Origin of the sequence: Pacificimonas flava (assembly GCF_000342165.1) — a bacterium.
Taxonomy (GTDB): domain Bacteria; phylum Pseudomonadota; class Alphaproteobacteria; order Sphingomonadales; family Sphingomonadaceae; genus Pacificimonas; species Pacificimonas flava.
Genome location: NZ_AMRV01000002.1, coordinates 373052 through 394069, shown reverse-complemented (window position 1 = coordinate 394069; position 21018 = coordinate 373052). Strand labels below are relative to the sequence as shown.

Below are 21018 nucleotides of genomic sequence, written 5' to 3'. Positions count from 1 at the left end.
TCTGCCGCTTGGCACCAGATGCGTCACGGAAAATTTAGGTGAACGTCAAAATAGGCCCTTCAGGTGAAGCGGCCATCGCCCGGGACGTACGAGAACAGCATCGACGCGCGCGCCGTCGGCGGCCGCCGAATAGCGCGGCCACAACGCCTCCGCCGCTCGGTGAACGCGGGCCAGGCGGCCGGGCGCGATGGCCGCATCGGCGGCAAGATCGGTGGGCCGCCACTTCACCTCTACAAAAACCAGCGTGCGGCCGCGCTGCGCGACAATGTCGACTTCGCCGGCGCGGGTGCGGACGCGGCGTGCGTGAATCCGGTACCCCTTCAGCCGCAGATAGAGTGCCGCCCATGTCTCGGCGCGCCGGCCCTTCCGCTCCGCCGCCGTCCGGTCGCGTGTCATCCGTCCTTCAGCGCCAGCGCCCGCGCATAGACATCCGCGCGCGGCAGGCCGAGATCCGCTGTCACGCGCTTCACCGCGTCCTTCACCGTTCCTTCCGCCAGGGCCGTACGAAGGGCCGCGTCGAGGTCGGCGCCACTGGGCGCGGCTTCGGCCAACGGTGGGCCGATCATGACGACGATCTCGCCCTTCGGTGGCGCCGCATCGGCGTAGCGGGCGGACAATCGGTCGAGCGGTTCGAACACCAACTCCTCATGCAATTTGGTCAGTTCGCGCGCAACGGCCGCCTCTCGCGGGCCGAACACCTCCGCCGCGACCGTCAGGAAGCGCGCCAGGCGGGGTCCCGTCTCGTAGAACGCAAGTGTCGCGCGGATGTCGGCAAGTTCGGCGAACGTATCGCGCAGGCCCTTCTCCTTCGGTGGCGGAAAACCGGCGAACAGAAACCGATCGGTCGGCAGCCCGGCAATGGACAGGCCCGCGATGAGGGCGGAGGGGCCGGGCACGGTGAATATGGCGATGCCGGCCGCCCGCGCTTCCCGCACCAGCCGGTAGCCGGGGTCTGAGATCAGCGGCGTTCCGGCGTCGGTGACGACGGCGACGGCCTCGCTTTCGGCCCGGCGGATCAGCTCCGGCCGCACCCGGGCGCCGACATGCTCGTCGTGCCGGACCATGGGCGTGTCCGCACCGATATGGTGCAGCAATTTTCCCGTGACGCGTGTATCCTCGGCCGCGACCAGGGCTGCCGATTTCAGGACGTTCGCCGCACGAAACGACAGGTCGTTCAGGTTGCCGATAGGCGTGGCGACGATATAGAGCCCCGGAGTGAGAGTTTGTGAGTGCATTTGGGTGAGGGCTACGCGATGATGGTACGAGGTTCCAGTTGGAAGCGTGGTCTGGCGGCCCTGTGCGCAGGCGCGGTCATGCTGGCGACAGGCGCCTGCTCGTCCATGGGCGGGGACGAGGATCTGGTGACGGCGCCGCCGCCCGTCCAGGAGGAAGCGCTGCCGACACTGCCGCCGCCGGACATTCCCACCAGCGCGGAGGCGGTCGAGAAGAACCGCGTCGCCCTGCTGCTGCCTGTCAGCGGCTCTAACGCCCGCGTCGGCCGCTCTCTCGCCAATGCCGCCAGCATGGCGCTCGACGATCTGGGCGAGGTCGGTATCGAACTTGAAGTGTACGATACGGCCGGCGGGGCGGAGCGCGCGGCCGAACGCGCCATCGCTGACGGCGCCGGCCTGTTCCTCGGCCCGCTGCTTGCGGAGAATGTCAGCGAGATTCGCAGCATCGCCCGCGGCCGCAATATTCCCGTCATCAGTTTTTCCAACGATGCCGAGATTGCCGGCAGCGGCGTCTACATCATGGGCTTCCAGCCGAACCAGAGCATTGAGCGCGTCGTCGGCTATGCCCGGTCCCAAGGCATGGGCAATTTCGCCGCGCTGGTGCCGCAGGGCGTCTATGGACGCCGCGCCAGCCAGGCCTTCCTTGCGGCCGTGCGCGATGCTGGTGGCCGCGTCACCGCCATCGAAACCTATGAGCGCAAGCGCTCCGCGCTGACTGCGGCCGTACGCCGGCTGACGGATTTCGACGCGCGGTCGGCTCGTGCCGCGTCTCGCGGTGTCGTGCGCTCCGACGGGACGGTGCGGAACGTGGAAGAAAACATGCCGCCCGTCAGCTTCGATGCGCTGCTGATCGCGGACGGCGGTGCTATCGCGTCCGAATTCCTCCAAAGCCTCGGCCGCTTCGACGCCGGTCCGGATGAGGTGAAATATCTTGGCACGGAGCTTTGGAACGCGGATCCGCGGATCGCGCAGGCGCAGGGCCTGCACGGCAGCCTGTTTGCCAGCGTCCCCGATGCCCGTTTCCGGCAGCTCGCGCAGCGTTTCAAGACGCGTTACGGCGGTCAGCCCTCGCGTCTTGCAAGCCTGGCCTACGACGCCACGCTGCTGGCCGCCGGCATCGCGCGCGACTGGCCGCTCGACAGGACCTTTCCCGTCGACCGCTTGACCGATCCGGACGGCTTTGTCGGCATTGACGGCATATTCCGTTTCGGGGCCAACGGAATTGCGCAGCGCGGCATGGAAGTTCAGCAGGTCGCGCCCGGCGGATCGCGCACCGTCTCGCCCGCGCCGTCCAGTTTTCAGAACCGCCGGGTCAGCATGCTGGTGCCCGAGGATCTGCCCGGCGGCCCCGGCGGCAGGGTTCTCGCCTATTTGAACTGAGGGGCTTATCCGAACTGAGGGGCGCGGCAGGACTGCCGGGCGGTTACCGTGGCGCCATGACCCTGTTCGACGACTGGCGCTCCCGCTCCCCCTATTATGACGACAGTCACGAGGCCGTGGCGCAGTCTGTACGCCGGTTCGTGGCAAGGGAGATCGCACCCAACATCGACCGCTGGGAGGAGGAGCGGCAATTGCCGCGCAGCCTTCACCGGAGGGCGGCGGAGGCGGGCATTCTCGGCCTCGGCTATCCGGAGGCCTATGGCGGGCATTCGGACGGCTTCGACATCTTCCATTCGCTGACCCAGTCGGAGGAACTGGCGCGTGTCGGCGCCGGCGGCCTGACCGCCAGCCTGATGACGCACGGCATCGGTCTGCCGCCCATACTCGCGGCCGGTTCGGACGCCATGAAGGAACGTGTCGCTCCTGATGTCCTTGCCGGTGAGAAGATCATCGCATTGGGCATTACCGAACCCACGGGCGGCAGCGACGTCGCCAACCTGCGCACGCGGGCGGTTCGGGACGGCGGCGACTATGTCGTTTCCGGCGAAAAGACCTTCATCACCTCAGGCATGCGCGCGGATTACCTGACGACCGCGGTTCGCACGGGCGGGGAGGGAATGGGCGGCATATCCCTTCTTCTTATCGAAATGGACCGCCCGGGCGTGTCGCGCACACCGCTCGAGAAGATGGGCTGGCACTGTTCGGACACCGCCTCCATCATTCTCGGCGATGTGCGCGTGCCGGCGGAAAACCTGATCGGCCCGGAAAATGCGGGCTTCGCCGCCATCATGCGGAATTTCAACGGGGAGCGGCTCGGCATGGCGCAGGGTTGCTGCGCCTATGCCCGCGTCTGTCTGGAGGAGGCGGCCGCTTATGCCGGCGAGCGGCAGACGTTCGGGAAACCGCTGACCGGGCATCAGGCCATTCGCATCAAGCTGGCCGACATGGCGCGGCAGATCGAGGCGACGCAGGCCTGGGTGGACCTGTGCGCCTGGCAGGTGCGGGAGGGGAAGGCGCTGCCCGCCGACTTCGCCATGCTGAAGGTTCAGGCGACGCGCATGCTGGAGCAGGTGGCGCGCGACGCAGCGCAGATCCTTGGCGGCGCAAGTTACCTGAAGGGGTCGAAGATCGAGCGCATCTACCGGGAGGTTCGGGTCAACGCCATCGGCGGCGGGTCGGAGGAGATCATGCTCGACCTTGCCGGCCGGCAATTGTTCGGGCGCGCATAGCTGCGCTAAGGGCGCCCGATGACCGAAAGTCCCGCGCCCATGCCGCCGCCGCTCGCCTTTTCGGACCGTGCCGGTGTCCGCCTTGCCTATCGCCACCGCACGGGCACCGGACCGACACTGGTTTTCCTGCCCGGCTACATGTCGGACATGGAGGGCGGAAAGGCGGTCGCCCTCGACACATGGGCCGCGGAAACCGGACGCGCCATGCTGCGCCTCGATTATGCTGGCTGCGGTGCGTCCGAGGGGGCGTTTCGCGACGGAACGCTGGAAAGCTGGCGGGACGATGTCGTCCAACTGGTCGAAAGCGTGGTGGAGGGGCCGGTGGTCCTGATCGGCTCCTCGATGGGGGGCTGGCTGATGCTGCTCGCCGCACTTGCCATGACGCCGCGCATCGCCGGAATGGTGGGCATTGCCGCTGCGCCGGATTTCACGGGCTGGGGATTTTCGGACGAAAAGCGGGCCACCCTCGCGCGAGGCGAAACGCTGGAGGAAGCAAGCGAATATTCGGATGAGCCCTATGTGACGACCGCGGCCTTCTGGCGGTCGGGCGAGGCGAACCGGCTGCTCGGCGGCCCGATCCCGCTGACATGTCCGGTGCGCCTTCTGCACGGTCAGGCCGATACCGATGTGCCGTGGCGGGTCTCGGTGGATCTCGCCGCCGCGCTCACGGGGTCCGACGTGACGGTCACGCTGGTCAAGAACGGCGATCACCGACTGTCACGAAAGGAGGATATCGACCGTCTGATCCGTACCGTGTCCGAACTCTGCAAGCAGCTGGAACCGAACAGCCCATGAGCCTGCCGCTCGTCATCTTCGCCGCGTTGGCCGTCACCCCGTCCCAGGACCCGCCGCTGGGCGATGCCTTTTTGCCGGAACCGGTTCCGGCCCCCCAGACTGCGCCGGACGCCGACGCGGAGCCGACAGCGCATGACGCCTATGTCGATTGCCTGCGCATGGCGGCGAACGAGCCCGAACGCGCCGAGCGGCTGGCCAATGAGTGGATTGCCGCCAATGGAGGCGTTCCCGCCCGGCATTGTCTGGGCGAAGCGGAGATGAGCCTCGGCAAGACGTCCGAAGCGGCGGGGGATTTCGCCGCCGCCGCGGGGATCGCGGAGGCAGAGGGACTGCAGCAGGATGCCGAACTCTACCGGCTCGCGGCGGAGGCAGCGCTGATCGGCGGAGAACTGGCACGCGGCGAGGAGTTGGTCGGCCGCGCCTTTCTGGCCCTCGACGAAGGCGACCGGGCGGGCGAGGCGGCAGTGCGAAAGCTCCGCTCCCGCGTTGCAGTGGCGAAGGGCGACCTGACGACCGCCCGCGCCGATCTGGCGGCCGCGACCGAGGCGAATCCCGATGACGAGGAAATCTGGCTGCTGCTGGCAACCGCCGCGCGCCGCGACGACGACATGCCCGCTGCCGAGGCGGCGATACGAGAGGCCGTACGCCTCGCGCCGGACGATGAGGCGGTACAGGCGGAAGCCATGCGGATTGCGCTGAGCGAGGAGGAGTCCGCTGCTCCGCGGTAGCGCCGGGGCCCGGGCTGCCTAGCTTGCCGGCAGCTTGTCGCGCGGGTCGATGGCGCGGCGGCCCCGGCGCAGTTCGAAATGAAGCTGCGGACTTTCCACGGAGCCCGTTTCCCCCACTTCCGCGATCACGTCCCCGCGCGAAACGCTGTCGCCGCGCTCCACGTAGAACGCGTCATTGTGCGCATAGGCGCTGACCCATTCATCGTCATGCTTTACGAGAACAAGGTTGCCCCAGCCACGAATGCCGTTGCCGGCATAGATGACCGTGCCGCTGGCGGCGGCGCGAACCTTCGTGCCCTTCGGCGCGGCGATGTTGATGCCGTCATTGTATAGACCGCCCTCCTTCGCGCCGTAGCCGGAGACGAGCTTTCCCTCCACCGGCCAGGCGAACCGTCCGTCGAAGGGGACGGGGGCCCGGGGCTTGGCGGTCTGGGGCGGCGGCGCCTCGGGCGGCTGCGCCGGTTCGCCGCCGGTGATGATGTCGTCGATATCGATATCGAACGCCGCCATCTGCTCGGGCGCTTGCGTCTGCGGCGGTGTTGTCGCCGTTTCGGCGGGGCGCCTTCCCGGCGCGGAGTCCGCCGTTCGCACGGGTTGCGAGTCCGGCAGCAGCAGCCGGTCGCCGACGCGCAGCAGATAGGGGGGCTGCAGATTGTTCGCCGCCACGATGGCGTCCCACGGAACGCCGTAGGCCAGCGCGATGGCAATACCGGTCTCGCCGCGGTTGACCCGGTGATAGCGTCCGCCCGGAATGGCCAGACGCTGACCGGGATAGATGGTGTAGGGCGGCGGCAGGCCGTTCGCCTTGCCGATGGCGCGCGTGGCGCTGCCCGTTCGGTCCGCGATCACCGACAGGCTGTCGCCGGATTGGACGACATAGGTCTGCCCCGCGACCGGCTTCGCGTTGCGCACGACCTCGCGCGGCTGCCAGCGCGTTCCCGGCGTGTCGCGCGCGGGCGCCTCTGGCCGGGGCGGGGCCGGCATCGGTGTCCCGCGCCCCGGTGGCTGGTAACCCTCCTCCCGCGGCGGCACGCAGGCTGAAAGCATGGTGAGGCCAAGCGCCAGAACAGGCACGCAGAGATTACCGGCACGAGACAGCATGGCGCGCTTGTAGCATCGGCGCGCGCGGCCCGTCATCTGCCGCGGAGCCGGTTCAGACGTTTTTCAGCGCGCCGCGAAGCCGGTCCATCGTTGGATAGTGCGTCATGTCGAGATGCAGGGGCGTTACCGAGACGGCGCCTTGCCGCATCGCCTTCAGGTCGGTCTCATGCCCCGGTTGCGGTGATTCGCGGCCCAGACCGAACCAGAAATAATCGAAGCCGCGCGTATCGGTGCGCTTCTCGATGGCGGTCTGGCCAAGGTCGCGGAAACCCTGCTCGGCCACCTGCACGCCGGTCACAGCGTCCGGCGCGACCGGCGGGAAATTCACGTTCAGGAGGACACCCTTCTGCCACTCCATGTCGATCAGCGGGCGAAGGACGCGCGGTCCCCATGCGCGCGCGGTCGCGAACGCCTCGGTCGTCGTCAGGTCGGACATGACCTGGCTGAGGGCGATGGAGCGGACGCCGTACAGCGTTCCTTCCATGGCGGCGGATACGGTGCCTGAATAGGTGACGTCCTCGGCAAGGTTGCCGCCGCGATTGACGCCGGACAGGACCAGATCGGGCCTTACCTCCTGCATCACATGGCCAAGCGCCATCATGACGCTGTCCGTCGGCGTGCCGACCACGGAAAAGCGCCGCTCGCCATGCCGGCGCAGGCGAACGGGCACGGTGAGGGTCAGCGAATGGCCGGCGCCCGACATCTCCTCGGCAGGAGCGACGATCCATATGTCGTCCGACAGCTCCGCGGCGATCGCCTCCAGCACTTCGAGGCCGGGGGCATGGATGCCGTCATCGTTGGTCAGCAGGATACGCATCAGGCGGGGCTCAATTCGGTCAGGCCGCCCATATAGGGCCGCAGGGCTTCGGGCACGGCGACGCTGCCATCGGCGCGCTGGTAGTTCTCCAGGACAGCGACGAAGGCGCGGCCGACCGCGAGACCGGAGCCGTTCAGCGTGTGGAGGAAGGTCGTCTGCTTTGAACCGTCCAGCTTTGCGCGGGCGTTCATGCGGCGCGCCTGGAAATCGCCGAACCAGGAAATGGAACTGATTTCCCTGTAGGTGTCCTGTCCCGGCAGCCACACTTCGAGATCAAAAGTCTTGCGCGCGCCGAAGCCCATGTCGCCCGCGCTCAGCAGCATGCGCCGGTAATGCAGGCCCAGCCGTTCCAAAATGCCCTCCGCCGCGCGCGTCTTGCGCTCCAATTCGGCGGCGGCGTTCTCTGGACGAACGATGGAAACAAGCTCGACCTTGTCGAACTGGTGTTGCCGGATCATGCCCTTCGTGTCCCGTCCGGCCGATCCCGCCTCCGAACGGAAGCAGGTGGTGAGCGCCGCGAAGCGCAGCGGAAGGCTGCCCTCCGGAACAATGCTGTCCCGCACGATATTGGTCAGCGGTACCTCCGCCGTCGGAATCAGCCAGCGGTCGTCGGTGGTGCGGAACTGATCCTCCGCGAACTTCGGAAGCTGACCGGTGCCGTAGAGCGCCTCGTCCCTGACGAGCAGCGGCGGCGCCACCTCCTCATAACCGTTCTCCGCTGTCTGCACGTCCAGCATGAACTGGCCGAGCGCGCGGTGCAGCCGCGCCGCCCCGCCCTTCAGAACGGCGAATCGCGAACCCGAGATGGCGGCCGCCGTTTCGAAGTCGAGGCCGAGCGGCGCGCCGATCTCGTCATGTTCGCGCGGAGCGAAGTCGAACGCCGGCTTTTCGCTCCAGTCGCTGACGAACAGGTTGTCCGCCTCCGTCAGCCCGTCCGGCACATCGTCCGCCGGCAGGTTGGGCAGCGCGGACAAAGCGGCCTGAAGATCGCTGCGCAGCGTGCGCTCACGCTCCTCGAGCTCCGGCACGTGCGTCTTCAGCGCCGCGACCTCCTGCTTCAGCCGTTCCGCCTCCTCCTTGTTCCCGGCCGCCATGGCCTGGCCGATCAGCTTGGAGGCTTCGTTGCGGCGCGACTGCGCCGTCTGCATCTCGGTCTGCACCGCGCGCAGCTGTGCATCTGCGGCGACGATGCCGGTCGCGGCAGGCTCCACACCGCGGCGTTTCAGGGCTTTGTCGAAGGCGGCCGGGTCGTCCCGGATCAGGCGGATATCGTGCATGGCCCGCGCTTCCTGCACGGCGGCGCGGCGCTTCGCAACCGGCACGGACGGCGGCGCGTTGGGGGCGCACACACAAGACAAGAAGGAGAGACGGTTTGGAACTGGCTCACAAGACCGAAATCTGCGTCGTCGACGGCGAGAAAATGCTGCTGCTCGTCAACGAGGGCGACCACGAATATCCCGATCTGGACGTGGTCCGGAAGGATGAGCAGGACAATCCGCCGAACCGGGAACAGGCGGCGAACCGGCGCGGCCGCACCTTCGATTCGGGCGGTCCCGGGCGCAGCGCCTATGAGGATACGGATTTTCACCAGTTGGCGGAGGACCGCTTTGCTGCGGACGCGGCCGACGTTCTCTACAAGCGCGCGCACCAAGGGCGCTATGACAAGCTGATCGTCGTCGCCCCGCCCAAGACGCTCGGCGAGCTGCGCCAGCATTATCATAAGGAGGTTCAGGACAGGCTTGTCGGAGAAATCGACAAGGAGGCAACCAATCTGCCGCCGGACGAAATCGCGAAGATGGTGAAGGCCGCCTGAGGCCGCGCACAAGAAAAACTGCGGCGGCGCGGGGATTGCTGGTCGGTCCCCGCGCCGCTACGCGTTTGGCCCTATGACGATCGCTGCCCCCAAGACCCCCCCCGTTCCTGCTGACCCCTCCCAGCCGGCCGCGATTGAGATTCGTGATCTTCGAAAGACCTACAAGGGAGGAAAAGAGGCACTGAAGGGCGTCAGCTTCGACGTGCCGCGCGGCTCGATCTTCGGCCTTCTCGGACCAAACGGCGCCGGCAAGTCGACGCTGATCAACATTCTCTCCGGTCTGGTGAACAAGACGTCGGGAAGCGCCCGCATCTGGGGCTTCGACATCAACAAGGATCCGCGCAACGCCAAACGCTCCATCGGCATCGTGCCGCAGGAAATCATGTTCGACGTGTTCTTCACGCCGCTGGAAACGCTGGAGCTGCAGGCCGGCATGTACGGCATCGCGCCGGAATATCGCCGCTCCATGGAAATCCTGCGTGCGCTGCGCCTCGACGACAAGGCGAATGCCTATACCCGCACGCTATCCGGCGGGATGAAGCGGCGACTGCTGATCGGCAAGGCGCTGGTGCACGATCCGCCCATCCTGATTCTCGACGAACCGACGGCGGGCGTCGATATCGAATTGCGCCAACAGCTGTGGACCTATGTGCGCGAGCTTCACGCGGCGGGGACCACGGTGGTGCTGACGACGCATTATCTGGAAGAGGCGGAGGAGCTTTGCGACCGCATCGCCATCATCAACCACGGTGAGGTCGTCGCGAACGACGAGACCGGGACACTGTTGGCGCAGGCGCACGAGAAGCGCCTGATCGCCATTGTCGACCGGGATCTCAGCGAAGTTCCCCCGGACCTGCCGGTCATGAAGGCGGAGCTGGTGGGCACCCGCGAACTGGTGCTGACCTACGACCGCAGCCGCATCGGTGCCGGGCGCCTTCTCTCTGCCTTGTCGGAACGCGGTCTGACAGTCGAGGACGTGTCCACGCGGGAGGCGGATCTGGAGGATGTGTTCCTGCACCTGACGCAATCGGGGGCGCTCGGTGGCTAGCCATGCGCCGCTGGAATTCGATGTCGTCATCGTCGGTTCGGGCGCGGCGGGCCTGACCTGCGCGCTCAATCTTGCGAAGACGATGAAGGTCGCGGTGCTGTCGAAGGGGGATATCTCGGCCGGCTCCACATCCTGGGCGCAAGGCGGCATCGCCGCCGTGCTGGAACCCGGCGACACGTTCGAATCGCACATTGCCGACACGATGATCGCCGGCGCGGGGCTGAACGATCGGGACGTCGTCGAGTTCGTCGTGGAGAATGCGCCGGCCGCCATCGAACGCCTCGCGGAACTGGGCGTCCCCTTCAATCCGGGTGACACCCTGTCGGAGCGTTGGCATCTGACGCGGGAGGGCGGGCATTCGGCCCGCCGCATCGTCCATGTCGACGATGCGACCGGCTGGGCCGTACAGGACGCGCTGGAACGCGCCGCGGCCGCGAACGAAAACATCACGCTTCTGCCCGATCTGATCGCCATCGACCTGATCACGGAGCGGCATGTCGAGACGAAGGGTGCATCCAGAGCCTGCCGCGGCATCTATGCCCTGCGCCGTGGCAAGCGGCGCGTCGAACGCATCCTTGGCCGCGCCACGGTGCTGGCGTCCGGCGGCGCGAGCCGGGTCTATCTTTATTCCACGAACCCCGACGGATCGACGGGCGACGGCATCGCCATGGCGTGGCGGGCCGGTTGCCGCGTCGCGAACATGGAATTCAACCAGTTCCATCCCACCTGCCTCTATCATCCGGCGGTGCGAAATTTCCTGATCACCGAAGCCATGCGCGGCGAGGGAGCCTATTTGCGGCTGCCGGAGCGGAATGAGACGACCGGCGAGGTGACAGCCGGGGAGCGGTTCATGGTGCGCTTCGACGACCGCATGGAACTGGCACCGCGCGATATCGTCGCCCGCGCGATCGATCATGAGATGAAGCGGCTGGGCCTCGAACATGTCTTTCTCGATGCGCGTCACCTGGGCGCGGAGTTCGTGGAGGGGCATTTTCCGACGATCACGAACCGCCTGCGCCAATTGGGTATCGACCCGGCGACACAGCCCATCCCGGTGGTCCCGGCAGCGCATTATTCCTGCGGCGGCGTCATGGTGGACAAGGCCGGGCGGGCGGACCTGCCCCGGCTCTATGCGATCGGCGAGGTTTCCATGTCCGGTCTTCACGGCGCCAATCGCATGGCGTCCAATTCGCTGCTGGAATGCCTCGTCTACGGACAGTCCTCGGCAGAGGATATCCTCGCTGCCGATCTGCCGGCGGCTGGCGCGGAGTCGGTGCGGCCATGGGACGAAAGCCGCGTCACCGACTCCGACGAGATGGTCGTCGTCAGTCACAATTGGGCGGAACTGCGCCGCTTCATGTGGGACTATGTCGGAATCGTGCGCACGGACAAACGGTTGGACCGGGCCGAGCACCGTCTGAAGCTGCTGTCGCGCGAGATCGCGGACTATTACGGAAATTTTCGCATCACGGCCGACCTGATCGAACTTCGCAATCTCGTCACCGTGGCCGAGATGATCATCAAATCGTCGAAGCTGCGGCGGGAAAGCCGCGGTCTGCACTATAATGCGGATGTGCCCGACGCGATGCCCGTGGCAGCGGATACCGTCCTAAGCTGGAAGGCGTTTCGCTAGCGTCAGTCGATCAACAGCGCTCCGCCCGCCGCCCCCATCGTGGCGGCGATAAGGAGGAGGGCGCGAAAGCGCCAGAGGCCGCCCCGCCCCGAAATGGAAAACGGGGGCAGGCGTGCCTCGATCAGCGGATCGCGCACATGGGTCAGACCCAGCCGGAACCGGTCAGAACCGGTGAGGCCGTAGATTTCGGCACCATCGCGCATTTCGATGGGAAAGAGCGCCGCCGGGGAAAATCCCTGCCGCCGCCCGTCATCGCGATCCACGATGAAACTTTGCCCCTGCATGCTGACGGCAACGCTATGGCGAGCGCCGCTTTCGGGATCGATGATCCAGCCCTCGGCGCCCATGCGTCTTCCCAAAGTTGACCGATGCGACTTCTTCCTAGCGAAGCGAAGTCTAAGGGAGTCTTAGCGGTCCTTTCAAATCGGGGCCGCTCAGCCTATCTCTGCTTATGTGATGCAATTCATGACCGCCCTTCAGGTTGCGCCGTCTTCGTTCGTTGTTCCGCAGCGCCGAGGGGCGACGCCCACGACCAGCACCTCGGTATTCCGGGGGCGGCCGGGCCTCGCCTGAGAGGCTCAGCCGCCGCCCGGTTTCGGGCGGTGCGGCGTTGACCTCCCGAAACCGTGATGACAGGGCAACGCCGACAAGGGCGTGCGGATGGTCCCGCGCGCCAGGGAAAGATCCGAGCGCCATGACCGAACATTTCAAGATTTCGCTGCCCGACGGCTCCTCACGCGAAGTGGAACCGGGCGCGACGCCTGCCGATATCGCCGCGGCCATCGGGCCCGGGCTTGCGAAAGCCTCGCTCGCCGCGCGCGTGAACGGCGAGCTGCGCGACCTCAACCGCCCATTCGAGGGCGATGCCGATCTTGCGCTCGTCACTTCGAAGGATGTGGACGATGCGCTTGAACTGGCGCGGCACGATTACGCGCATGTGCTGGCGGAGGCGGTGCAGAATCTGTTCCCGGGCACGCAGATCACCTTCGGTCCGGCCACAGATGACGGCTTCTACTATGATTTCGCGCCGCCGGTGGATCGCGGCCCCTTCACGGAGGAGGATTTGCCGGCCATCGAGACGGAGATGCGCCGCATCATCGCCGCCGACAAGCCGCTGGAGCGGGAGGTGTGGACGCGCCAGCAGCTGATCCAGTGGTTCAAGGATCATGGCGAGAGCTTTAAGGCCGAATGGGCCGCCGAACTGCCCGAGGGTGAGGAACTGACCGTCTACCGGGCGGGCGACTGGCTCGACATGTGCCGCGGCCCGCATCTCGCCTCGACCGGCAAGCTGAAGCCCGACGCCTTTAAGCTGACGCGGGTCAGCGGCGCCTATTGGCGCGGCGACCAGAAGAACGCCATGCTGTCCCGGATCTACGGCACCGGCTGGCTGGACAAGAAGCAGCTTGCGGATCATCTCCATCGTCTGGAGGAGGCGGCGAAGCGCGACCACCGCAAGCTGGGCGCGGAAATGGACCTGTTCCATCTGCAGCAGGAGGCGCACGGCAGCGTCTTCTGGCATCCGAAGGGCTACGTCATCTGGCGCGAGCTCGAGGCCTATATGCGCCGTGCCATCGACGGCGCCGGGTACCGCGAGGTGAAGACGCCGCAGGTGATGGACGCGCGCCAGTGGGAGCAGTCCGGCCATTGGGGCAAGTACCGGGAGAACATGTTCGTCATTCCCGACGAAGTTCCCAATACCGAGGATGAGGGGCCGATCGTATCGGACGATGCCGATTGGATGGCGCTGAAGCCGATGAACTGTCCGGCGCACGTCCTGATCTTCAAGCAGGGCATCAAGTCCTACCGCGACCTGCCGATGCGCCTGTACGAAAATGGCTGCTGTCACCGGAACGAGCCGCATGGTGCGCTGCACGGCCTGATGCGCGTGCGGCAGTTCACGCAGGACGACGCGCATATTTTCTGCCGCGAGGATCAGATCGTGGAGGAGGTGCGGAAGTTCTGCGAACTCGCCGACCGGATTTATCGCGATCTCGGCTTCGAAGGCTATTCGATCAAGCTGGCGCTGCGGCCCGAGAAACGCTTCGGCTCCGATGCCGACTGGGACAAGGCGGAGGAGGAACTGCGGAACGCGGTTCGCGATGCCGGCCTGGCGACTGCAGAATATGGCTGGGAAGAACTGCCCGGCGAGGGCGCCTTCTATGCGCCGAAGCTGGAATGGCACCTGACGGACGCCATCGGCCGAACATGGCAGGTCGGCACCATCCAGTCCGACCGCGTGCTGCCGGAACGCCTCGACGCCTCCTATATCGGAGAGGATGGCGAGCGGCACCGACCGGTCATGCTGCACCGCGCGATCTTCGGCAGCTACGAACGCTTCATCGGCATGCTGATCGAACATTTCGCCGGACGCCTGCCGGTGTGGCTGGCGCCGGTGCAGGCGGTCGTCGCGACAATCGTGTCCGATGCGGACGATTACGCCCGCGACGTCGCGAACCAGCTTCGTGCTGCCGGCATTCGGGTGGAAACCGACACGCGCAACGAGAAGATCAACTATAAGGTGCGCGAGCACAGCCTGGCGAAGGTTCCGTATCTTCTCGTCGTGGGCAAGCGCGAGGCGGAGGAGGGCACGGTCGCTATACGGCGCCTGGGATCTGAGGAGCGTCAGCGCGTCGTGCCGCTTGAGACCTTCCTGGCGGAACTGCGGGAGGAGGCGACCGCTCCCGATCTTCGCTGAACGACGAAGGGGCTGTTGCCACAGTGCCGCTATTTGATGGCGATGACGGGGGAGCAAATTGCCGCCCCTTTCCGTTTGCTGTCCGAACGCCTATTTTAAGACTTCGACTCTCGTACGTAACAACAAGGAGACTTTGCTATTCGACCGCCTCTTTCCCGGCGTGGGGGAACCCCGCCACCATTTTCCGGACCGCGCTACAACGAATTCATTCAAGAGAATAAGGTCCGGGTCATCGACGACGAGGGTGAGAACCTCGGCGTCATGTATACGAGGGAAGCGATCGATCAGGCAAAGGATGCCGGGCTGGATCTCGTGATCGTCAGCCCGACGGCCGACCCGCCGGTTGCGAAGTTTCTGGACATCGGCAAATTCAAGTACGACGCCCAGAAGAAGGCGAACGCGGCCAAGAAGAAGCAGAAGACGCAGGAGATCAAGGAGATCAAAATGCGTCCGAACATCGACGACCATGATTATGGCGTGAAGATGAAGAAGGTCCACGAGTTCATCGACGATGGCGACAAGGTAAAGGTGACGCTGCGTTTCCGTGGCCGCGAAATGGCGCACCAGCAGCTTGGAATGCAACTGCTGCAGAAGGTGCAGGAAGATACCAAGGACGTGGCCAAGGTCGAGGCGCATCCGAAGATGGAGGGTCGCCAGATGCTGATGGTGATCGCGCCCAAGCTGAAGGGCCAGGCCTGAGGCTTCCGTCCGCTAGACGCGGGCAAAGACGAACGTTCGCAAAAAAATGGGGCGGTCCGCTGATGTGCGGGCCGCCCCTTTTTTACGCTTTGACGGCTGAGCCTCAGGCTGCCTTGTCCTGCGTGTAGGCCTCGTAATCGGTGTAACCCTCGGGCCCGGCCGAGTACCATGTCTTCATATCCGCCTCGCGCAGCGGCCAGCCGTTCCGGACTCTCGATACGAAATCGGGATTGCCGATGAAGGGGCGGCCGAAGGCGATGGCATCGGCCGCGTCCTTGCGCACTGCCTCTGCGGCGCCGCTGGCATCATAATCCCCGTTCAGGACGAGCGGGCCGTTGAACAGAACGCGGATAAGCGGGCTGATCTGCGGGTCGTCGGAGGGCGCGAACGTGCCGTCCGACCGCGACTCCCGCATTTCGAGGAAGGCGAGGTCGAACGCGTTCAGCATGCGCGCCGCCTCTCCGAACACACGTTCGGGGCGCGGATCGTGCGCCCCCTGCACCATGCCGTTCGGCGACAGGCGCAGCGACGTGCGGTCACCGCCGATTTCCGCGGTGACGGCCTGCATCACGTCCTTCAGAAAGCGCACGCGGTTCTCGATGGAACCGCCATAATCGTCGTCCCGGTCATTGGTGTTCGGCTTCAGAAACTGGTCGATCAGATAGCCGTTGGCACCATGCACCTGGACGCCGTCGAAGCCCGCCCGGCGCGCATTGGCCGCCGCCTTCGCATAATCCTCGACCGTGGCCTTGATTTCGTCGACGCCGAGCGCGCGGGGCTCCGGATAGTCTTTCTTGCCGGTCGGCGTATGGGCCTGGCCGGGCGCCTGGATGGCGGAGGCGGAGACGGGCTGCTCACCGGTCGTTTCCTGGTGCGACAGCCGGCCCATATGCCATAGCTGCGAGACGATCAGGCCGCCCGCTTCGTGCACGGCATCGGTCACGGGCTTCCACGCTTCCACCTGTTCGTCCGACCAGATGCCCGGTGCGCTGGGCCAGCCGAGCCCCACCCGGCTGATGCCGGTGGCTTCCGCGATAATCAGCCCGGCTTCGGCGCGCTGACGATAATATTCGATCTTCAGGTCCTGCGGCACGCCGTCCAGCGATGACCGGCCCCGCGTCAGCGGCGCCATCACGATGCGGTTCTTCAGCTCGAAGGCGCCGAATTTCACCGGCTGAAACAAGGGGGAAAGGCTTTCGCTCATAGCTGTTCTTCCAATTCTTTCCTGATGGCGGGCACTGGCGGCCCACCCCGTGGGTTATGATGCTACCTCTACGGTGGGCTGGCGGACAGGCCACGAATATCACCTATCGCATGATGAAGAGGGCATTTGGCGGGGACGGACCGAGATGGACGAAGCACTGTTTGGCGTCGCGCCCTACCACATCCTTCTGGCCGGCTGCGGTTTCGTCATCATCGTGGCCTATTGGCTGCCGCGTTTCCTTATTGGGCATGAGCCGGCACCATCGGGGCTGCTGATCGTCGGCGGCGCGCTGGTGTTCGGCTTCCTGCCGGGGATGCCGGAGGCGTTCAATCCGCTGGAACGGCCGATCCTGTGGGAGCTTCTGGCCGAGGTGACGGTCATTCTGGCGCTGTTCGGAACCGGCCTGCGCATCGACCGCGTGTTCCGGATGACCCTGTGGTCGCCGACCATTCGCCTGCTGCTCGTCGCCATGCCGCTGTCGGTGCTGGCGGTTGCCGCCCTCGGCCTTGCAGCCGGCATGTCGCTCGCCGCGGCGGTCCTGCTGGCGGCCGCACTGGCCCCCACGGATCCGGTGTTGGCGCAGGACGTGCAGGTCGGACCACCGCTGGAAGGGGGCGAGCATCCCGTTCGCTTCGCCCTGACCACCGAGGCGGGCCTCAACGACGGCCTTGCCTTCCCCTTCGTGTACCTGTCCCTTTTCATCGGAACATATGGTTCTGACATTCTGCAATGGGGCGGCACCTGGGCGGGCTTCTATCTTGTCTACAAGATCGTCCTCGGCGGGATCGCGGGTATCGTCGCGGGCAAGCTTCTGGGCCAGCTGATCTTCGCCATTCCAAGCCGGAACATTCTTGCCGAAAGTGGTTCGGGCGTTGTGGCCCTCGCGGGGGTCCTCTTCACCTACGGACTGACCGAACTTTTGGAAGGGTACGGGTTCATCGCGGCCTTCATCATGGGAATTGTGCTGCGCCAGCGGGAGGCGAAGCACGCCTTCCACACGCGGCTGCACGGCTTTTCCGAGGCCATCGAACATGCCGTCACGGCGATCATGCTGGTCCTGCTTGGCGGCACGCTGCCGTTGCTTTTCGATTATCTGACGCTGACCGATGCCCTGATCGGCTGCGCGCTCGTCTTTCTGATCCGGCCGGCATTCGGCTTGTTGTCGCTGATCGGTACGCCGCTGCACCGGCGCCAGCGCGGCGTCGTCGCCTTTTACGGCGTGCGCGGCATCGGCTCGATCTACTACCTGGCCTATGCGTGCGGGCAGTTCGAGTTCGATCATGAGGAACGCCTGTGGGCGACGGCGGCGTTCACCATTCTTCTCTCCACGCTGATCCATGGGTTCACGGCGGGCAGCATGGTCTGGGCCGCGACGCATGAGGACGATGCGAAGGGCCCCGCCTGATCCGACCTCACTCTATGGGACGGAGAGGGGCCGCGCTCAAACGTCCCCGAATTCGCTCAACACGTCGCGGTACAGCTGCGTCTTGAACGGTACGATCCGGTCGGGCAGCGTCTGCCGCTCGGCCCAGCGCCACTCGCTGAATTCTGGATGCTCCTGCGCGATGTCCACGTCTTCGTCGCTGCCGAGAAAGCGCATGGCGAACCACTTCTGCGACTGTCCGCAAAAGCGACCCTTCCACATTTTTCCGACCAGGTCGTCGGGCAGGGTGTAATGCAGCCAACCGCTGCTTTCCGCGAGGATCTCGACAAGATTCGGGCCGATCCCGGTTTCCTCCTCAAGCTCTCGCAGCGCCGCGCTGCGCGGCTGTTCGCCCTCGTCGATCCCCCCCTGGGGCATCTGCCAGTAATCGGCCGGATTATCGAGCCGCTTCGCTGTGAAGACGCGGCCCTCCGCATTCAGCAGCATGATGCCCACACAGGGACGAAAGGGCAGTCCGCTGGGGTGGGTCGGCGTCTGCGTGGGTCGTTCCGGGTTTGCTTTGTTCATTCCGGGGCAACGGCCTCGTTCAAGAGATGTTTCAGGTCCGCGATGCAGGCGCTCAGATCCTCCTGTGCGGAGGGGATCGCCTGCCGCAGGTTGAAGCTGCCGTGGATCTGCCCTGGCGCCTCTCTGTAGATCGTGCGCACTCCGGAGGCGATCAGCCGGCCGGCATAGGCGCGGCCCTGATCGCGCAGAGGGTCGAGACCGCACGTGTAGACAAGCGCGCGCGGCTGCCCGGCCAGGCTTTCTGCCTTCAGCGGCGATGCGCGCGGGTCCTCCACATCCGCCGGCGCGCCGAGATAATGGTTCGAGAACCATTGCATCCCCTCGGCCGTCAGCAGATAGCCTTCGCCGAATTCCTGCATGGAGCCGGTCGACGCCGTCATGTCGACGCCGGGATAGATGAGGAACTGCGCAAGGATCGGCACCGGAAGCGTGCCGGTCAGCGCCTGCGCCGTGATCGCGGTCATGTTGCCGCCTGCGCTGTCTCCCGACAGGACGAGGCCGGTGACGTCGTGCCCCAGCTCGGCGGGGCTGTTCGCCGCCCAGGTGGTCGCGGCGATGCAATCCTCTCCGGCGGCCGGGAATTTATGCTCAGGCGCCAGTCGGTAATCGACCGACAGCACCGTCATGCCAAGCTGGCGCGCCATCTCCGCACATAGCGAATCGTGGGTTTCCAGATCGCCGATCACCCAGCCGCCCCCATGATAAAAGACGAGCGCGGGGGCGGGACCGTCCGGTTCGGACGGATGATAGACACGCGCGGGAATATCATGTCCGTGGCCCGAGGGGACGCGAATGTCGCTGACGGCGAACAGGTCGCCGCGTGGCCGCTCCGCGATCTGACCCATGGCGAGCATCATCTGCCGTGCCATGTCCGGCTCGACCTCGTGCATTTTCGGCCCCTCCTGCTGGGCCAGCATGTCGAGGACGGCCTGCACGTCTGCGCGAACGAACGGCTTGGTCATCAGCGTTTCCCTCCCTGTGGTCTTCCCATCCTTGTAGACACGCCGATGGTGCCCGCAAGCCGCGGAATGAGGAGGGCCTGCAGCGCGCGCTGTTTTCGGAGGGCCACCTCCGTTCCGCTGTGCCGGCATGAGCAGTTGAGCGGCGCGCGAGAATTGCAAACTTTTGCCTTGCCGAAAGGTTCAATTGGCGGCGGATCGGTGCCAACAGGCCGCGCATGCTATACTTGGTGCGCCGCCTCCCCTCCACCTTTGCTCGCTTGGTTGCGGAGGAATGGCTACGCAACGCGGCGGGCGCCCTCATCGGCATCGCGGCAACTGGCGCGTTGACGGCGCTCATAATCGGTCCTTCGCCGAACCTGCCGGTCCTGATGGCCCCGATGGGGGCCTCCGCCGTGCTGCTGTTCGCTGTGCCGGCGAGCCCGCTGGCGCGGCCTTGGGCGGTTCTTGGCGGCAACGCCTTGTCCGCCGTGATTGGTGTTGCGACCGTGCTGTCAGTGCCGTCACCTGTTCTGGCGGCCAGTCTGGCGGTAGGCGCAGCCATCGCCGCGATGTCGCTGCTACGGTGCCTGCATCCTCCAGGCGGCGCCTGCGCCCTGACGGCTGTTCTCGCCGCTCCGCAGACGATCGAAGACGGCTTCTTGGTCGTGTTCGCGCCGGTGGTTATCAACACGGTACTGCTCGTGATCGCGGCTGTCATTTGCAACCGGATGCTGGGCCGATCCTATCCACATCAGGCCCACGCTACCCCGCATTCACATCCGCCTGTGCATCCGGCGAATCTGACCGAAGCCGATTTCGATGCGGTGCTCGCTGATTATGGGGAGGTGCTCGACATCAGCCGGAAGGATCTTGAGATGCTCTACATAGAGCTTGTCAGCCGTGCGGAAAATGCAAATAACTTGAGCGGGTCGCCGGGACGGGAGTGATTTCGTGCTCCTGTTCACAACGGCATTTTAGCCTATCATCGACACAGGGAGGGGGCGAGACCGTTCGCCTATCGCGCCCTGGTCCGGCTTTCCTCGACGGCATGTCCAATGAGTACAGAAGTACAGGGGTCTGTGCGGCGGAATGTTGCGCCTGACAGGCTGGCAAGGGAAGGCTATGACGCTGCGGTGATGACCGCTCGCCGCCATCTTCGGACAGCCAGAAACCGCACCATGTATGCGGCGCTGTTCGGGCTGGCGATGCTTATGCGGATCATGATTCCGCAGGGCTTCATGCCGGTGCAGAGCGATGACGGATTCCTGCTGACGATCTGTACGGGTCAGGGGGTTATCCAGACCCGCGTTTCCGCCGAAAAATACGGCATCGGCGCGGACAGCGAGCAGCATGAAGGCCGGCAAGGCTCCAGTCCTTGCGACTATGCGGCGACGATCACCGGTCACGCGCTACCCGAAGCGTTCTCGGAGCTCCTTCCGCACCTTTGGATGCCCGTGGCCTTTCGGGCGGCCGGCGTGATCGCAGATCTTGTCCTGCCGCGGATGGCTGCGCCGCCGCCGCCCGAGCGAGGCCCGCCCGCGCAAAGCTGACGCGCGGCGAGGCTGAACAGGCGCGGCAGTGTTCTGCCGCTTTCCGGCCCGGCTGCGCAGCCATCGAAGCTCCGCATTGTTCCGTGCGCCGGCACCGCGCCGTCCCGTAATCTTCGGGGTGGCGCCTCCCTCCGGCGCAGCGTCGATGCGGCTCTGCGACAACCGGTCTGCAGCACGGGATGCTGGGCCGGACGAGCCAAGG

The 21018-nt window shown here is 65.8% G+C and carries 21 protein-coding genes; 12 read left to right on the top strand and 9 right to left on the bottom strand.

Features of this window, described 5'->3' with window-relative positions:
• Positions 1 to 45: 45 nt before the first annotated feature.
• Both C725_RS04570 and rsmI read right to left on the bottom strand, forming a co-directional pair.
• The gene (locus tag C725_RS04570) at positions 46 to 396 is read right to left on the bottom strand and encodes a YraN family protein (protein WP_008600450.1); all 351 of its coding nucleotides are present in this window, start codon (positions 394 to 396) and stop codon (positions 46 to 48) included.
• A complete protein-coding gene (rsmI, locus tag C725_RS04565) occupies positions 393 to 1235 on the bottom strand; it encodes a 16S rRNA (cytidine(1402)-2'-O)-methyltransferase (RefSeq protein ID WP_008600449.1) in 843 nt (280 codons plus the stop codon). The genes C725_RS04570 and rsmI overlap by 4 nt, the downstream gene beginning before the upstream one ends.
• On the opposite strand from rsmI, the gene C725_RS04560 reads away from it, so the two are divergent.
• From C725_RS04560 to C725_RS15230, 4 genes are read left to right on the top strand one after another with little or no spacing between them, the layout of a single operon-like run.
• Complete coding sequence (locus tag C725_RS04560) at positions 1230 to 2612, top strand: penicillin-binding protein activator (protein ID WP_207790061.1); 1383 nt, start codon at positions 1230 to 1232, stop codon at positions 2610 to 2612. The genes rsmI and C725_RS04560 overlap by 6 nt on opposite strands.
• 56 nt (positions 2613 to 2668) lie before the next feature.
• Entirely contained in the window at positions 2669 to 3841 is a 1173-nt protein-coding gene (locus C725_RS04555; RefSeq protein WP_008600446.1) for an acyl-CoA dehydrogenase family protein, read from the top strand.
• A gap of 18 nt (positions 3842 to 3859) precedes the next feature.
• On the top strand, positions 3860 to 4636 hold the full coding sequence (locus tag C725_RS04550) for an alpha/beta fold hydrolase (RefSeq protein WP_008600445.1): 777 nt from the start codon (positions 3860 to 3862) through the stop codon (positions 4634 to 4636).
• A complete protein-coding gene (locus C725_RS15230) occupies positions 4633 to 5364 on the top strand; it encodes a tetratricopeptide repeat protein (RefSeq protein WP_008600444.1) in 732 nt (243 codons plus the stop codon). The genes C725_RS04550 and C725_RS15230 overlap by 4 nt, the downstream gene beginning before the upstream one ends.
• Before the next feature lie 18 nt (positions 5365 to 5382).
• Here C725_RS15230 and C725_RS04540 read toward each other — a convergent pair whose 3' ends face one another.
• Genes C725_RS04540 through serS form a run of 3 tightly spaced genes read right to left on the bottom strand, consistent with a single transcriptional unit; the run spans position 5383 to position 8559 of the window.
• Complete coding sequence (locus C725_RS04540; protein ID WP_008600443.1) at positions 5383 to 6501, bottom strand: LysM peptidoglycan-binding domain-containing M23 family metallopeptidase; 1119 nt, start codon at positions 6499 to 6501, stop codon at positions 5383 to 5385.
• Positions 6502 to 6517: 16 nt separating this feature from the next.
• Positions 6518 to 7282, bottom strand: coding sequence for a 5'/3'-nucleotidase SurE (gene surE / locus C725_RS04535; RefSeq protein WP_008600442.1), 765 nt, complete (start codon positions 7280 to 7282; stop codon positions 6518 to 6520).
• On the bottom strand, positions 7282 to 8559 hold the full coding sequence (gene serS, locus C725_RS04530) for a serine--tRNA ligase (RefSeq protein WP_038281463.1): 1278 nt from the start codon (positions 8557 to 8559) through the stop codon (positions 7282 to 7284). The genes surE and serS overlap by 1 nt, the downstream gene beginning before the upstream one ends.
• A 95-nt stretch (positions 8560 to 8654) precedes the next feature.
• Between serS and C725_RS04525 the strand changes: the two genes are divergently transcribed.
• The 3 genes from C725_RS04525 (at position 8655) to nadB (ending at position 11776) form a co-directional block, all read left to right on the top strand.
• A complete protein-coding gene (locus C725_RS04525) occupies positions 8655 to 9095 on the top strand; it encodes a host attachment family protein (RefSeq protein ID WP_008600440.1) in 441 nt (146 codons plus the stop codon).
• Between the two features lie 73 nt (positions 9096 to 9168).
• Positions 9169 to 10143, top strand: a complete 975-nt coding sequence (locus C725_RS04520; protein WP_008600439.1) for an ABC transporter ATP-binding protein — start codon at positions 9169 to 9171, stop codon at positions 10141 to 10143.
• Positions 10136 to 11776, top strand: a complete 1641-nt coding sequence (gene nadB, locus C725_RS04515) for an L-aspartate oxidase (RefSeq protein ID WP_008600438.1) — start codon at positions 10136 to 10138, stop codon at positions 11774 to 11776. Before C725_RS04520 ends, nadB begins: the two co-directional genes overlap by 8 nt.
• A 2-nt stretch (positions 11777 to 11778) precedes the next feature.
• On the opposite strand, the gene C725_RS04510 is transcribed toward nadB, so the two are convergent.
• Complete coding sequence (locus C725_RS04510) at positions 11779 to 12123, bottom strand: hypothetical protein (protein WP_008600437.1); 345 nt, start codon at positions 12121 to 12123, stop codon at positions 11779 to 11781.
• A 347-nt stretch (positions 12124 to 12470) separates the two neighbouring features.
• Between C725_RS04510 and thrS the strand changes: the two genes are divergently transcribed.
• Entirely contained in the window at positions 12471 to 14471 is a 2001-nt protein-coding gene (gene thrS, locus C725_RS04505) for a threonine--tRNA ligase (protein WP_008600436.1), read from the top strand.
• A gap of 138 nt (positions 14472 to 14609) precedes the next feature.
• Positions 14610 to 15170 carry a translation initiation factor IF-3 gene (gene infC, locus C725_RS04500; protein WP_038281461.1) on the top strand — a complete coding sequence of 187 codons (561 nt, stop codon included), beginning with the start codon at positions 14610 to 14612 and terminating at the stop codon, positions 15168 to 15170.
• 103 nt (positions 15171 to 15273) lie between these two features.
• On the opposite strand, the gene C725_RS04495 is transcribed toward infC, so the two are convergent.
• Positions 15274 to 16374, bottom strand: a complete 1101-nt coding sequence (locus C725_RS04495; RefSeq protein WP_008600434.1) for an alkene reductase — start codon at positions 16372 to 16374, stop codon at positions 15274 to 15276.
• A 145-nt stretch (positions 16375 to 16519) separates the two neighbouring features.
• Here C725_RS04495 and C725_RS04490 point away from each other — a divergent pair, with 145 nt between their 5' ends.
• A complete protein-coding gene (locus C725_RS04490) occupies positions 16520 to 17779 on the top strand; it encodes a cation:proton antiporter (RefSeq protein WP_008600433.1) in 1260 nt (419 codons plus the stop codon).
• A gap of 36 nt (positions 17780 to 17815) precedes the next feature.
• On the opposite strand, the gene C725_RS04485 is transcribed toward C725_RS04490, so the two are convergent.
• A complete protein-coding gene (locus tag C725_RS04485) occupies positions 17816 to 18325 on the bottom strand; it encodes an RNA pyrophosphohydrolase (RefSeq protein ID WP_038281460.1) in 510 nt (169 codons plus the stop codon).
• Positions 18322 to 19287 (bottom strand): alpha/beta hydrolase, encoded by a 966-nt coding sequence (locus C725_RS04480; protein WP_008600431.1) that lies wholly within the window; start codon positions 19285 to 19287, stop codon positions 18322 to 18324. The genes C725_RS04485 and C725_RS04480 overlap by 4 nt, the downstream gene beginning before the upstream one ends.
• A gap of 215 nt (positions 19288 to 19502) precedes the next feature.
• Here C725_RS04480 and C725_RS04475 point away from each other — a divergent pair, with 215 nt between their 5' ends.
• Together C725_RS04475 and C725_RS04470 are read left to right on the top strand one after the other, a co-directional pair.
• A complete protein-coding gene (locus tag C725_RS04475; protein WP_078056134.1) occupies positions 19503 to 20213 on the top strand; it encodes an HPP family protein in 711 nt (236 codons plus the stop codon).
• Between the two features lie 108 nt (positions 20214 to 20321).
• Positions 20322 to 20816: a DUF2946 family protein gene (locus tag C725_RS04470; protein WP_149864529.1), complete on the top strand. Its 495-nt coding sequence runs from the start codon at positions 20322 to 20324 to the stop codon at positions 20814 to 20816.
• Positions 20817 to 21018 lie beyond the last annotated feature (202 nt).